The 13,644-nt window shown below is 71.1% G+C and carries 11 protein-coding genes; 1 reads left to right on the top strand and 10 read right to left on the bottom strand.

All coding sequences use genetic code 11. The annotated features are described in order from the left end of the window. Positions 1–147 precede the first annotated feature (147 nt). Positions 148–657, bottom strand: a complete 510-nt coding sequence (locus OG286_RS28550; protein ID WP_396319364.1) for a TraR/DksA family transcriptional regulator — start codon at positions 655–657, stop codon at positions 148–150. 622 nt (positions 658–1,279) lie between these two features. On the opposite strand from OG286_RS28550, the gene ileS reads away from it, so the two are divergent. After that, positions 1,280–4,462 carry an isoleucine--tRNA ligase gene (gene ileS / locus OG286_RS28545; RefSeq protein WP_396319365.1) on the top strand — a complete coding sequence of 1,061 codons (3,183 nt, stop codon included), beginning with the start codon at positions 1,280–1,282 and terminating at the stop codon, positions 4,460–4,462. A 163-nt stretch (positions 4,463–4,625) separates the two neighbouring features. Here ileS and OG286_RS28540 read toward each other — a convergent pair whose 3' ends face one another. From OG286_RS28540 to ftsW, 9 genes are all read right to left on the bottom strand, one after another. Continuing rightward, complete coding sequence (locus OG286_RS28540; RefSeq protein ID WP_396319366.1) at positions 4,626–5,957, bottom strand: DivIVA domain-containing protein; 1,332 nt, start codon at positions 5,955–5,957, stop codon at positions 4,626–4,628. A gap of 59 nt (positions 5,958–6,016) precedes the next feature. Then, entirely contained in the window at positions 6,017–6,298 is a 282-nt protein-coding gene (locus OG286_RS28535; RefSeq protein WP_238740330.1) for a YggT family protein, read from the bottom strand. Between the two features lie 94 nt (positions 6,299–6,392). Next, complete coding sequence (sepF, locus tag OG286_RS28530; RefSeq protein ID WP_396319648.1) at positions 6,393–6,995, bottom strand: cell division protein SepF; 603 nt, start codon at positions 6,993–6,995, stop codon at positions 6,393–6,395. Between the two features lie 298 nt (positions 6,996–7,293). Beyond that, a complete protein-coding gene (locus tag OG286_RS28525; RefSeq protein WP_396319367.1) occupies positions 7,294–8,082 on the bottom strand; it encodes a YggS family pyridoxal phosphate-dependent enzyme in 789 nt (262 codons plus the stop codon). After that, positions 8,079–8,813 carry a peptidoglycan editing factor PgeF gene (gene pgeF / locus OG286_RS28520; RefSeq protein WP_396319368.1) on the bottom strand — a complete coding sequence of 245 codons (735 nt, stop codon included), beginning with the start codon at positions 8,811–8,813 and terminating at the stop codon, positions 8,079–8,081. Before pgeF ends, OG286_RS28525 begins: the two co-directional genes overlap by 4 nt. Beyond that, positions 8,810–10,036, bottom strand: a complete 1,227-nt coding sequence (gene ftsZ, locus OG286_RS28515) for a cell division protein FtsZ (protein ID WP_396319369.1) — start codon at positions 10,034–10,036, stop codon at positions 8,810–8,812. Before ftsZ ends, pgeF begins: the two co-directional genes overlap by 4 nt. 366 nt (positions 10,037–10,402) lie before the next feature. After that, on the bottom strand, positions 10,403–11,209 hold the full coding sequence (locus tag OG286_RS28510; protein ID WP_396319370.1) for a cell division protein FtsQ/DivIB: 807 nt from the start codon (positions 11,207–11,209) through the stop codon (positions 10,403–10,405). Further along, a complete protein-coding gene (murG, locus tag OG286_RS28505) occupies positions 11,202–12,308 on the bottom strand; it encodes an undecaprenyldiphospho-muramoylpentapeptide beta-N-acetylglucosaminyltransferase (RefSeq protein WP_396319371.1) in 1,107 nt (368 codons plus the stop codon). Before murG ends, OG286_RS28510 begins: the two co-directional genes overlap by 8 nt. Before the next feature lie 6 nt (positions 12,309–12,314). Next, complete coding sequence (gene ftsW, locus OG286_RS28500) at positions 12,315–13,622, bottom strand: putative lipid II flippase FtsW (protein WP_396319649.1); 1,308 nt, start codon at positions 13,620–13,622, stop codon at positions 12,315–12,317. Between the last annotated feature and the right edge of the window lie 22 nt (positions 13,623–13,644).

Genomic DNA, 13,644 nt, shown 5'->3' with positions numbered 1-13,644 from the left:
GCGTACTGATGATCCGCTCCGCTGCCGATGGGGATCCCCCCGGTCGAAGGTGGGGGGGAGAGTGGGCCGCTGGTCGCCGACCCGGGCCGGTCGGGCGACGTTACGGGGTCGAGCGTACGGCAAGCCCGACCCCCCGCGTCGTCCCGGTCAGCGGCGTTCCTGCTTGGCCTTGCACTGGACGCAGAGCGTCGCCCGGGGGAAGGCCTGCAGCCGGGCCTTGCCGATGGCCTGCCCGCAGGATTCGCAGATGCCGAAGCCGACGCCCTCCAGTCGCACGAGGGCGTGCTCGGTCTGGGCGAGGCTGTCCCGGGCGTTGTTGGCCAGGGCCAGCTCGCTCTCCCGCGAGATGTTCTTCGTGCCGGCGTCCACCTGGTCGTCGCCGGCTCCGTCATTGGAGTCACGCATCAGCCCGGTGATGGCGGCCTCGGCGGCGTCGATCTCGTTCTGCAGCCGGTCCAGCTCGCTGATCAGCTCGGCGTGCAGCTCGCGCACCTCCTCCGAGGTCCACGCGTCCTCGCCCGGGCGGACGGGAAGCTCGGCCGGGTCCACCGATTCGGCGCCTCCGCCGCGGGCCGCGGTGGCGGCCGACGCGCGGGTGCGGCCGGGGGCCACGAGGGTGGCGTCGTTGCTGGTCTTGTGCCGTGCGGTAGTGGTCACGGTCCCCTCCCCTGGTTCGCCTGCCACGGCCTTGCGTGTCCGCTTGGTGGCGGTACCCGCGCCGGTTGCCTTCTCAGCCATGGCTTCGACCCCATCTACGAACGAATCGAGCCGCCGGTTCCCGGCGGCTTCCAGTGCCGGAACGATAATCCCCATCAAAACCGGTCACAACATGACATACCGACGCCTCACCATGATCCCACCCAGGCAGCCGTCACAGCCGCCCCGCCCCGCGCGCTGACCAGAGTTGTGCCCAGATCACCCCTGTCTAACCACCTCCCGGACGCCGCTCCGGTGACAGCCGGAGCGACGGACAAAACCGACTTGCGGCGGCCGATACACTGGGCCTGCAAGGCGCAGATGGGACGAGTACCGACGTACGCAGCCACCAGCGACCCGGGGACGGTGCGAGCCCGGGGGCGTGCACGGCGGGAAGATCACCCCGGAGCCGCCGGAAGAACGGCCGAGGCAGCACGCCACGGCCCACTAGACCCGGCAGCAAGCCCAAACAAGAGGGCCGCAGACAGCACCGCGGCCAAGGAGGGTGGTACCGCGGGGCGGCATGCCGTCTCGTCCCTCCGTCGGATCCCGTCCACGCATCCGCCGGAGGTAGACGCCCGCGATGAGCCCCCAACCCGCCACCCACCACCGCCCTTCTGAGGACGCACTTCGCGCGGTCCCCCTCTATCGCCCCGTTCCCGCGCAGGTCGACCTGCCTGCCCTGGAGCACCGGATCCTGTCGTTCTGGCAGGACAACAAGGTCTTCCAGCGCAGCCTGGAGCAGTCCGAGGGCCGCCCCGAGTGGGTCTTCTACGAGGGCCCGCCGACCGCCAACGGCATGCCCGGCGCCCACCACATCGAGGCCCGCGTCTTCAAGGACGTCTTCCCCCGCTACCGGACGATGAAGGGCTACCACGTCGCCCGCAAGGCCGGCTGGGACTGTCACGGCCTCCCGGTCGAGCTGGCCGTCGAGAAGGAGCTCGGCTTCTCCGGCAAGCAGGACATCGAGGCGTACGGCATCGCCGAGTTCAACGCCAAGTGCCGCGAGTCGGTGACCCGCCACACCGACGCCTTCACCGAGCTGACCACCCGCATGGGGTACTGGGTCGACCTCGACGAGGCCTACCGGACGATGGACCCGTCGTACGTCCAGTCCGTCTGGTGGTCGCTCAAGCAGATCTTCGACAAGGGCCTGCTGGTCCAGGACCACCGCGTCGCCCCCTGGTGCCCGCGCTGCGGCACCGGCCTGTCCGACCACGAGCTGGCCCAGGGCTACGAGACCGTGGTCGACCCCTCGGTCTTCGTCCGCTTCCCGCTGACCAGCGGCCCGCTCGCGGGCCAGGCCTCGCTGCTGGTCTGGACGACCACCCCGTGGACCCTGGTCTCCAACACCGCCGCCGCCGTCCACCCGGACGTCACCTACGTCGTGGCCACCGACGGCAACGAGCGGCTGGTCGTCGCCGAGCCGCTGCTGCCCAAGGCCCTCGGCGAGGGCTGGGAGGCCACCGGCCCGTCGTTCACCGGCGCCGAGATGGAGCGCTGGGCCTACCGCCGCCCGTTCGACCTGGTCGAGATCGAGAACGCGCACTTCGTCCTCAACGCCGACTACGTCACCACCGAGGACGGCACCGGCATCGTCCACCAGTCCCCCGCCTTCGGCGCGGACGACCTGGCGACCTGCCGCCGCTACGGCCTGCCGGTGGTCAACCCGGTGCTCGCCGACGGCACCTTCGCCCCCGAGGTCCCGTTGGTCGGCGGCCAGTTCTTCAAGAAGGCCGACGAGGCCCTGGTCGCGGACCTCAAGGAGCGCGGCCTGCTCTTCCGCCACCTGCCGTACGAGCACAGCTACCCGCACTGCTGGCGCTGCCACACCGCACTGCTCTACTACGCGCAGCCGTCCTGGTACATCCGGACCACCGCCGTCAAGGACGCGCTGATCCGCGAGAACGAGGCCACCAACTGGTTCCCCGAGACGGTCAAGCACGGCCGCTTCGGCGACTGGCTGAACAACAACATCGACTGGGCGCTCAGCCGCAACCGCTACTGGGGCACCCCGCTGCCGATCTGGCGCTGCGAGGAGGGCCACCTCACCTGCGTCGGCTCGCTGGCCGAGCTCTCCGAACTGACCGGCGCCGACCAGAGCGGCCTCGACCCGCACCGCCCTTACATCGACGACGTCACCTTCGCCTGCCGCGAGTGCTCCGGCACCGCGACCCGGGTGCCCGAAGTGATCGACGCCTGGTACGACTCGGGTTCGATGCCCTTCGCCCAGTACGGCTACCCATACCAGAACAAGGAGCTGTTCGAGAAGCGCTACCCGGCGCAGTTCATCTCCGAGGCGATCGACCAGACCCGCGGCTGGTTCTACACGCTGATGGCCGTCGGCACCCTGGTGTTCGACAGGAACAGCTACGAGAACGTCGTCTGCCTGGGCCACATCCTGGCCGAGGACGGCCGCAAGATGTCCAAGCACCTGGGCAACATCCTGCAGCCGATCCCGCTGATGGACCAGCACGGCGCCGACGCGGTCCGCTGGTTCATGGCGGCCGGCGGCTCGCCGTGGTCGGCCCGCCGGGTCGGCCACAACACCATCCAGGAGGTGGTCCGCAAGACCCTCCTCACCTACTGGAACACCGTCGCCTTCCAGGCCCTGTACGCCCGCACCTCCGGCTGGTCCCCCTCGGCGGCCGACCCGGCCCCGGCCGACCGCCCGCAGCTGGACCGCTGGGTGCTCTCCGAGCTGAACACCCTGGTCCGCGAGGTCGACTCGGCCTTCGAGGCGTACGACACCCAGCGCGCCGGCAAGCTGCTCTCCGGCTTCGTCGACGACCTCTCCAACTGGTACGTCCGCCGTGGCCGTCGCCGGTTCTGGCAGGGCGACGCCGCCGCGCTCGCCACCCTGCACGAGGCGCTGGAGACCGTCACGCGCCTGATGGCCCCGCTCACCCCGTTCATCACCGAGCAGGTCTGGCAGGACCTGGTCGTCCCGGTCTCCCCGGACGCCCCGGCCTCGGTCCACCTGGCCACCTGGCCGGAGGCGGACGAGACGCTGATCGACGCCGACCTCTCCCGCCACATGGCGCTGGTCCGCAGGCTCGTGGAGCTCGGCCGGGCCACCCGCGCCGAGTCCGGCGTGAAGACCCGCCAGCCGCTCTCCCGGGCGCTGATCGCCGCCCAGGGCTGGGAGGAGCTGCCGGCCGACCTGCGCGCGCAGATCGCCGAGGAGCTGAACGTCTCCACCCTGGAGTCGCTGGCAGAGGTGGGCGGCTCGCTGGTCGACACCACCGCCAAGGCCAACTTCCGTGCGCTGGGCAAGCGTTTCGGCAAGGGCGTGCAGGACGTCGCCAAGGCGGTCGCCGCCGCCGACGCCGCCGCGCTCGCCGCCGGCCTGCGGGCCACCGGCGCCGCCTCGGTGGAGCTGAACGGTGAGCAGATCTCCCTCTCTCCCGACGAGGTGATCATCACCGAGACCCCGCGCGAGGGCTGGGCCGTCGCCAACGAGTCCGGCGCCACCGTCGCCCTCGACCTGGCCATCACGCCGGAGCTCAAGCGCCTGGGCATCGCCCGCGACGCGATCCGCCAGATCCAGGAGGCCCGCAAGAACTCCGGCCTGGACGTCGCCGACCGGATCGTCCTGCGCTGGCGCGCCACGACCGAGGAGACGGCCGAGGCCATCGCCGAGCACGGTCCCCTGGTCGCCGAGGAGGTCCTGGCCACCGACTTCTCCGCCGGCGCCGCCGACTGGGAGTCCGAGACCTTCTCCGACGAGGGCCTCGGCCTCGCCTTCCAGCTCCGCAAGGCCTGACCGAACGCGCCGAAGCCGCCGTCACCTCCCCGGTGACGGCGGCTTCGCCGTTCCCCCGCCCGTTCCCCTGGCGGGTCCCAGGCGCTCCCGGGGACGAAACGAGGGCGCCCCCACCGTGACCCGGAGGTCACAGAGGGGGCGCCCTCGATGTACTGCGTACCGCTTAGTTGTCGCCGTCCTCGTCGATCAGGAACCCGCGCATCGGCGCCGGCGCCTGCTGCATCGGCTGCGGAGGCTGCGGACGGACGGCCGCCATCGGCTGCGTCATCCCGGCCGGCTGCATCTGCGGCGCACCGGAGTTGCCGCCCGACGCCTGCCCGCCGAAGCTCGGCGCACCGGAGTTGCCGCCGAACGAGCTCTGCCCACCGAACGACGGCTGGTTGCCACCGAAGGACGGCTGGTTGCCACCGAAGCTCGGCGCACCGCTGCTCATCGCGGACGCACCGGCCGGAGCCATCGACGACACGGCCGGCGGCAGCGAAGCGGTGGCCGGGATGCGCGGCGGGGCGAGCGAGTCGTCCGCCTGCGACTCCAGCTGGCGCAGCTGGGTCTCCAGGTAGGACTTCAGACGCGTGCGGTACTCACGCTCGAACGCCCGCAGGTCCTCGACCTTGCGCTCCAGCGTGGCCCGCGCGGACTCCAGCGAGCCCATCGCGACGCGGTGCTTCTCCTGCGCGTCCCGCTCCAGGGCGTCGGCCTTGGCCCGGGCGTCGCGCTCCAGACCCTCGGCCCGGCTGCGCGCCTCGCCGACGATCTTGTTGGCCTCGGAACGGGCCTCGGAGATCGCCTGGTCGGCGGTCTGCTGGGCGAGCGCCAGCACGCGGGCCGCGCTGTCGCCACCGGGGCCCTGCTGCTGCATCGGGGCGCCGAGCGGGCCGCCCATCTGCTGCTGCTGCGGGCCGCCCATGGGGCCGCCCATCTGCTGCATCTGCTGCTGGCCCATGCCCTGGCCCATCGGGTTGCCCATCTGCTGCGGGCCACCGGGACCGCCCATGGGCTGGAGCATCTGACCGCCCATCGGCTGGACCAGCTGCTGCTGGCCGCCCATGGTCTGGTTCATCTGCTGCTGCGGGCCGCCCATCGGGCCGCCCTGGCCGGACGGGAGCTGCGGGGCGCCGGACGGCAGGCCGAGGGGCTGGTTGCCCATCTGCTGCTGCGGGCCGCCCATCTGCTGCGGACCGCCGGGGCCACCCATCTGCTGCGGACCGGGTCCCTGCTGCTGGCCAGGGACCGGCGGGCCGGATATGGCGGCCGGCACGGGGGCGCCGGGACGCGAGTCCTGCGGCGGCTCCTTGCGCATGTTGGCCTGGTTCTGCGCGGCGGCACGGGTCGCGGCGGCCAGCTTGGCGCGCAGGTCCTCGTTCTCGCGGAGAAGGCGGGTCAGCTCCGCCTCGACCTCGTCGAGGAAGGCATCGACCTCGTCCTCGTCATAGCCTTCGCGCAGGCGGACGGTCGTGAACTGCTTGTTCCGAACGTCCTCGGGGGTCAATGGCATCTCTTCACCTCAACGTGATCGTCGGCACACCGGCATCCTGTCGCATCGCTCACCTACGACTAGGGCCGCACAAGCGAGATCAGGACATACACAATGATCATCAGTACGAAGAAGGACAGGTCGAGCGCCACGCCCCCGAGACGCAACGGCGGAATGAACCGCCGAAGAAGCTTGAGCGGCGGATCCGTGACAGTGTACGTGGCCTCCAGGACCAGGACCATGGCCTTGCCGGGCCGCCACGAACGCGCGAACTGGAACACCCAGTCCATCACCAGCCGCGCAAGCAGGAACACCAGGAAGACGGTCAGCGCGTAATAGAGCACCGCCCACACGATCCCCATCGCGCTTCCCTCTCCCCGGTTCTCGGCCCTCGGGCCCTTGCTGCCTGTCGCTAACTCACTGTCGATCAGATCCACACGTAAAGTCGTGGTCGGGTCAGCTCTGGTTGAAGAACCCACCCTCGGCGATCCGAGCCTTGTCCTCCGCCGTGACATCGACGTTAGCAGGCGACAGCAGGAACACCTTCTGTGTCACGCGCTCGATACTGCCGTGCAGACCGAAGACGAGTCCAGCGGCGAAGTCTACGAGGCGCTTCGCGTCAGTGTCGTCCATCTCGGTCAAATTCATGATCACCGGGGTGCCGCCACGGAACTGTTCCCCGATGGTACGGGCCTCGTTGTAGGTCCGGGGGTGCAGCGTGGTGATGCGGTAGGGCTCTCGTTCGTTCACTACCTTGGGCATGATCACCGGGGCGCTCTTCTCCAGGTTGTGGCGGCGTTCGGGTGTGATGGACGACACTGGGGCCATCCTCGGAGTCTCCTGCCGGATCGGGACCGCGGCCGCCACGGGCTGCGGCGTGATCGAGGAGACCGGGGCGGGCGCCGGAGAGGCAGGCCGGGGGATGTCCTCCGTCCGCCCGGTGCGAATCGGCTCGGGGTCCGCGTCGTAGTCGTCGTCGGGGTCGTACCCCTGACCGTCGTACGTCTCGTCCTCCACGAGGCCGAGGTAGACCGCCATCTTGCGCATTGCGCCGGCCATGCTCCTGTCTCCTCCGCTCATGTCCACCTCGCTGCGCTCGGTGGCTGCTTCGCGAACGCGCACCTTCCGATGGTCGCCCGCTCCGCTCGCTCTGCGGACCGGCCCCGTCCCGGCGGCCACGCCGTACGGCCCTGCCTGCGGATTCCGCGGTCCGCCCACGACTGCCCGTCAGGCCGACGGCCGCTCAGAAGTCGTGGGTGGGGGCCGCGGAGCTGCGATCCACGGTTCGCTAGCGCTCTGGAAAGCTGCTAGTTTCTGTCCTATTTTGTCCTGCAGTCTGATCTACTACCCGGTGACGTTACCCGAGGGGGGACCGCACTCCGAGTACCGCCGTTCCGACGCGCACATGTGTCGCCCCGGCGGCAACGGCCTGCTCAAGGTCACCACTCATTCCTGCGGAAACCATGGTGGCAGCAGGATGGGCCGTCCGTACGGCGGTTGCGATTTCCGCCAGCCGCACGAACGCCCGGGCCGGGTCCGCGGCGAGCGGTCCGGCGAGCGGCGCGACGGTCATCACACCGTCCAGCCGGAGCCCGGGCGCCTGCGCGATCGCGTCGGCCAGCGCCCCGACCTCCGCCGGGGCGACCCCGGCCCGGCCCTCCCCCTCGCCCTGCTCCTTCTCCAGTGCGACCTGGACCAGGCAACCCAGCTCCGGCCGCCCGGACTTGAGCACCGCCGCGGAGAGCGACTCGACCAGCCGCAGCCGGTCCACCGAGTGCACGTGGTTCGCGTACCGGACCACCGAGCGGACCTTGTTGGTCTGCAGCTGGCCGACGAAGTGCCAGTCCAGCGGAAGGTTTCTGCACTGCTCCGCCTTGGGAGCGGCGTCCTGGTCGCGGTTCTCCGCGACATCGGTGACGCCCAGTGCGGCCAGCAGCGCGGTGTCCTCGGCCGGGTAGGTCTTGGTGACCACGACCAGCTTCACCTCGTCACGCGCCCGCCCGGCGGCCGCACAGGCGTCCGCGATCCGGCGCTCGACGACCTCGAGGTTGGTCCCGAGTTCCTCGTACCGGGCCCGCTGTCCCTGCGTCAGGGCGGAGAGGAATTCCTGGCTGCCCGGGAACGGTCCGTAGATGTCGTTCGTCATGAGAGTTCAGAGCCCAACCAGACGTAGCTCGCGAGCCGGCCCGTGCGCTGCTCGCGGCGGTAGGAGTAGTGATCGGAGGATTCGAGGGTGCAGACGGATGATCGCACCAACTCGGTGACTCCCGCAGCGGCCAGCTGAGCCGCCACTCCTTCCGGCAGGTCCAGGGCCGGCGTGCCCCAGGAGGTCTCGGCGTACGCGGCCGGCACCAGTCCGGCGACTTCGGCGCGCAACGCCGCCGGCACTTCGTAGCAGCGGCCGCAGACCGCGGGCCCGATCGCGGCGGTGATCCGCCCCGGCTCGGCACCCAGCTCCACCATGGCCCCGACCACCGCCGGCACCACGCCGGCCGCCAGCCCGGGCCGGCCCGCGTGGGCCGCCCCCGCCACGCCCGCCACCGGGTCGGCCAGCAGGACGGGGGTGCAGTCGGCGGTCAGGACCGCCAGTGCCAGCGGCCGGTCGGTGACCACCGCGTCCACCTTCGGGGCCTCTCCCGGCGGCTGGCGTTCCGCCACCACGGCGACGTCCGCGCCGTGCACCTGGTTCATCCAGACCACGTCCGCCGGGTCGAGCCCCAGCGAGCGGGCCGCGATCGCCCGGTTCTCCCGGACGACGGCCGGGTCGTCCCCCACCGCACCGCCGAGGTTCAGCTCCCCGTACGGCGAAGTGCTCACCCCGCCCCACCGGGTGGTGAAGGCGAAGTGAGCACCGTTGCGGGACGTGCGATCGATCACTTAAGGAAGTCCGGGACGTCGAGCTCCTCGGCGGGGCTCTCCACGAACGGCTGGCGGGCGGGCTGCACCTGCGGAGGCACGGGGGCGGCGGTCGCGGTGGACGGCGCCTCGGCCGGACGCGGCGCGCCGGCGGTCTCACCCTCCGGGCGGGCCGTCACCGAGCCGATGCTCCCGTACGAGGGCCGGCTCGCCGGGCGCTCCGGGGCGGGGGCCGGCGTGGCGGCCGGGGCCGTCTGGCCGGCCTTGACCACCGGGTCGCGGACGATGGCCGGCGGCTGGCCGCCGTCGAAGCCCGCGGCGATCACGGTGACGCGGACCTCGTCGCCGAGCGCGTCGTCGATGACCGCACCGAAGATGATGTTGGCCTCGGGGTGTGCGGCCTCGCTGACCAGCTGGGCGGACTCGTTGATCTCGAACAGGCCGAGGTCGGAGCCGCCGGAGATGGAGAGCAGGACGCCGCGGGCGCCGTCGATCGAGGCCTCCAGCAGCGGCGAGGAGATCGCCATCACGGCGGCCGCCTTGGCGCGGTCCTCCCCGCGGGCGGAGCCGATGCCCATCAGTGCCGAGCCGGCGTCCGACATGACGGACTTGACGTCGGCGAAGTCGAGGTTGATCAGGCCCGGGGTGGTGATCAGGTCGGTGATGCCCTGGACGCCGGAGAGCAGCACCTGGTCGGCGGAGCGGAAAGCGTCCAGCACGCTGACCTGGCGGTCCGAGATGGACAGCAGCCGGTCGTTGGGGATCACGATCAGGGTGTCGACCTCTTCGCGCAGGCCGGCGATGCCGTCCTCCGCCTGGTTGGCGCGACGCCGGCCCTCGAAGGTGAAGGGGCGGGTGACCACACCGATGGTCAGCGCACCGAGCGAGCGGGCGATGTTGGCCACCACGGGCGCGCCGCCGGTGCCGGTGCCGCCGCCCTCGCCGGCGGTGACGAAGACCATGTCGGCCCCCTTGAGGACCTCCTCGATCTCCTCGCGGTGGTCCTCGGCGGCCTTCCGGCCGACCTCGGGGTTGGCGCCGGCGCCGAGGCCCCGGGTGAGTTCACGGCCCACATCGAGCTTGACGTCGGCGTCGCTCATCAGGAGGGCCTGCGCATCGGTGTTGATCGCGATGAACTCGACGCCCTTGAGACCGACCTCGATCATCCGGTTGATGGCGTTGACACCACCGCCGCCGATACCGACGACCTTGATGACTGCGAGGTAGTTCTGCGGTGCTGCCACGTCGAAGGCCTCTCGCCTCGAATTTCCGGGTCGGCCCGACTCCCGGTGGGGTGTCGTTCCGACGGATGTCGATGGGTAGGGAGCCTGGTTTCTGACTGAATGTCCGAAATGCCGACCGCCGACCCCAACCCTAAACTTGACCTTTAGGGTTAGTCCTGTGCCCCCGTCACATCACCAGGGGACACAGTCTGGTGACACAGGACACTAGGTGGCCCCGGGCACGTGTTTCAACGAACACGCCGAGCTTCCCTTTTTCTTTTGAGCCTATGTGATCATCAACCAGCTTATGAAACCGGGGTGACCACCAAGGGTCAGGCCGACACGAAACCCGCGTCAACCCCTCCCCCAGACAGAGAACCTACCGGATCATCCGGACACCGCCGGCGCCTCCGGAGCACTGACATCGAAGTTCGTACCCTTCTGATGCAGCAGCGCCACCAGCACCCGGGCCTTGCGATCAGTCTGCTCCGGACTCCCCCAGCGGACCGTCGCACCCCCGCTGAGCTGCACCTGGATGTCGTCGTAGGAGTACACCAGCACCGCCCCGGCCCGTTGCCGAACCTCGGCGGGCAGGCCGGCGGCCACCGCCACCGCGCCCTGCACCAACTGCGAACGGGTGATCACCGAGTCCGCGTCCCGGGCCGGCTGACCGAGCCGCAGCTCGACCACCGGCACCCCCTCGGGGGCGGTCGCCTCGGTGGCGAAGCTCACGCCGCCCGCGTCCACCTGGGTGAACTGACCGTCCTCCCCCTTGACGGCGGCGACCGCCGTGCGCTGGACGATCTTCACCTGCAGCGTGTGCGGCCAGCCGCGCCAGACCTCGGCCCCGGCCACCCGCGGGATCGCGTTCACCCGCCGCTCGACGTCGGCCAGGTCCACCCGGGCCAGCGGGCCGCCGCCGACCTCGCCGATCGCCGCGCGGACCTGGTCGACCGTCAGCTTGTCGTCCTGCACGCCCTGCACCGAGACGCTGCGCACGTCCAGCACCGACGACAGGAACACCAGCCAGGCCAGCCCGCCGACCACCGCGGCGCCGAGCGCGCCCAGCACCACGATGCCCCGCCGGGAGAGCCGGAGCCGGGGAGCGTACCCCTCGTCCCCGAACTCCACCTCGTCCTGGGCGTACCCCCGGCCGGAGGCCGGGGGAGGGTCGGCGAGCCGGCCGTCAGCCACGTCGGCGACCACCCCGGGCGGCCTCGATCGCCTCGTACACCATGCCGACCAGCAGCTCGTCGGCGTCCCGGCGGCCGAACTCGGCGGCCGCCCGGCTCATGTCCCAGAGCTTCTGCGGGTCGGTGAGCACCGGCAGCACGTTCTGCAGCACCCAGTCCGGGGTCAGCTCCGCGTCGTCGACCAGCAGGCCACCGCCGGCCTTGACCATCGGCTGGGCGTTCAGCCGCTGCTCGCCGTTGCCGATCGGCAGCGGGACGAAGGCGGCGGGCAGGCCGACGGCGGCCAGCTCGGCCACCGTCATGGCGCCGGCCCGGCAGAGCATCAGGTCGGCGGCCGCGTACGCGAGGTCCATCCGGTCCACGTACGGCACCGGGCGGTAGGGCGGCATCCCGGGGATGTCGTTCACCTGCGGCAGCTCGTTCTTCGGGCCGACCGCGTGCAGGATCTGCACGCCGTACTGCTGGAGCCGCGGCGCGATCGCGGTGACGGTCTCGTTGAGCCGGCGGGCGCCCTGCGAGCCGCCGGAGACGAGCAGGGTGGGCAGCCGCTGGTCGAGGCCGAAGTAGTGCCGGGCCTCCGGGCGGGCCGCGTTGCGGTCCAGCGTGGCGATGGTCCGGCGCAGCGGGATGCCGATGTACCGGGAGTCGCGCAGCTTGCTGTCCGGCGTGGAGACGGCGACGAAGTCGCTGTACCGGGCGCCGATCTTGTTGGCCAGGCCGGGCCGGGCGTTGGCCTCGTGCACCACGATCGGCACGCCGGCCCGCTTGGCGGCCAGGTAGGCCGGCATCGCGACGTAGCCGCCGAAGCCGACCACGACGTCGGCGTTGACCCGCTCGATGATCTCCTGGGCAGCCCGGACGGTGCCGCGCAGCCGGCCCGGGACGGTGATCAGCTCGGGGGTGGGCTTGCGCGGCAGCGGGACGGCCGGGATCAGCTCCAGCTGGTAGCCGCGCTCGGGTACCAGCCGGGTCTCCAGACCGCGTTCGGTGCCCAGGGCGGTGATCCCGATGGACGGGTCGTGCCTGCGGAGGGCGTCCGCGAGGGCGAGGGCCGGCTCGATGTGACCGGCGGTCCCCCCGCCGGCGAGTACGACATGCACCGAAATTCACCGCTCCCTGCGCGCCGGCACCGGGGCCGGGCGCGCTGTGGTTCGTCGTCGTGGCAGCACCCGGGCCAGTCGTCTCCTGACCCGGGAGTTCTTGCTCCGGGCGGCCAGGGCCGCCTTCGCGCCCGAGGTGCTGCGTGCGAGGCAGAGCAGCACACCGATCGCGGACATGGCCGACAGCATGGCGGAACCGCCGTAGGAGAACAGCGGGAGCGGGACGCCCGCGATGGGCAGCAGTCCCAGCGCCGACCCGAGGTTGATCACGGCCTGTGCCATGATCCACGTGGTGGCGGCTCCCGCGGCGTACCTGACGAAGGGATCCTTCGTACCGATGGCCACACGGATACCCGCGTAGCCTAGTGCCGTAAAGAGGCCGATCACCGACAGCGTCCCCACCAGGCCCAGTTCCTCGCCGGTCGCGGCGAAGATGAAGTCGGTGTGCGCCTCCGGGAGCTGGCCCCATTTCTCGACGCCGGCGCCGAGCCCGGAACCGAAGAGACCGCCGAGCCCGAACGCCTGGATGCCGTGCAGCGCCTGGAAACAGGCGCCGGCCGGGTCGAGCTTGGTGACGCCGATGCAGGCGAGCCGTTCGGCCCGGTGCGGGACGGTCACCACCAGGGCGGTGCAGACCACGACGGCGACGCCGAGGGTGGCCACGAACAGCCGCAGCGGGGCGCCGACCATCCAGAGCAGGCCGAACAGCACGGCCACCAGGATCATCGAGGTGCCCATGTCGCCGCCGAGCATGATCATCGCCAGCAGCAGCAGGGCGCCCGGGACCAGCGGGACCAGCAGGTGCTTCCACTGGTCGAGGCTGCCGTTCTTCTGTTTGCGGGCGAGCAGGTCGGCGCCCCAGAGCATCAAGGCGAGCTTGGCGAACTCGGACGGCTGGAACTGGAAGAAGCCCAGATCCAGCCAGTTCCGGTTGCCGTTGACCTCCACCCCGATGCCGGGGACGGCGACCAGCGCCAGCGCGCCGATCACCCCGAACATCACCGGATAGGTGATCACCCGCAGCACCGCGACCGGCACGGACGCGAAGCCGATCAGCAGGACGAGCCCGAGCATCGCCGCGACCAGCTGCTTGAGGAAGTAGAACTGCGACGAGCGGTGCTGGCCGAGGGCGAGGATCTGCGAGGCGGAGAAGACCATCAGCAGGCCCAGCACCACCAGCAGCAGCGTCGAGCCGATGATCAGCAGATAGGGCGTCAGCGGCCGGTCCAGCGTGTACCGCAGGCGGGCCCGGAAGGCCTGTGCCCGGGCCACCGGGCCGGCCGACTTGTAGGCGGTCGTGGTGGCCGAGATCACCCGCCACGGATCGGCCGGGCTC

The organism is Kitasatospora sp. NBC_00039 (genome assembly GCF_045160625.1).
Lineage (GTDB): Bacteria > Actinomycetota > Actinomycetes > Streptomycetales > Streptomycetaceae > Kitasatospora.
This window is presented reverse-complemented; position numbering and strand designations above follow the sequence as displayed.

What these genes read in the sequence shown, in the direction of transcription:
- OG286_RS28540 (WP_396319366.1), bottom strand. Translation starts at nt 5,957, where the DNA reads ATGCCATTGACCCCCGAGGACGTTCGGAACAAGCAGTTCACGACCGTC.
- OG286_RS28535 (WP_238740330.1), bottom strand. Translation starts at nt 6,298, where the DNA reads ATGGGGATCGTGTGGGCGGTGCTCTATTACGCGCTGACCGTCTTCCTG.
- OG286_RS28525 (WP_396319367.1), bottom strand. Translation starts at nt 8,082, where the DNA reads ATGACGAACGACATCTACGGACCGTTCCCGGGCAGCCAGGAATTCCTC.
- sepF (WP_396319648.1), bottom strand. Translation starts at nt 6,995, where the DNA reads ATGGCCGGCGCAATGCGCAAGATGGCGGTCTACCTCGGCCTCGTGGAG.
- ileS (WP_396319365.1), top strand. Translation starts at nt 1,280, where the DNA reads ATGAGCCCCCAACCCGCCACCCACCACCGCCCTTCTGAGGACGCACTT.